Source organism: Nitratidesulfovibrio sp. 1201_IL3209, assembly GCF_036763125.1.
GTDB lineage: Bacteria > Desulfobacterota > Desulfovibrionia > Desulfovibrionales > Desulfovibrionaceae > Cupidesulfovibrio.
In genome coordinates, this window is record NZ_JBAIYT010000110.1 from 1 (window position 1) to 256 (window position 256).

A 256-nucleotide genomic window follows, 5' to 3' on the forward strand; every position below is an offset into this window, starting at 1 on the left:
GGTGATAGCTGGTTCTCCCCGAAATATATTGAGGTATAGCCTCGGGACATTGTCTTGCGGAGGTAGAGCACTGACAGGGCTAGGGGTCTCACCAGATTACCAAACCCTTTCAAACTCCGAATGCCGCACAGATGTACCCCGGGAGTCAGACGGCGGGTGCGAAGGTCCGTCGTCAAAAGGGAAACAGCCCAGATCGACAGCTAAGGTCTCCAAATCCATGCTCAGTGGTCAAGGTGGTGGAGTTGTTCAGACAGCC

1 rRNA gene is annotated in these 256 nt (G+C 54.3%); it reads left to right on the forward strand.

What is annotated here, in order from left to right:
• Positions 1-256: ribosomal RNA gene (locus V6B97_RS17280) — 23S ribosomal RNA — on the forward strand; the annotation flags it as partial.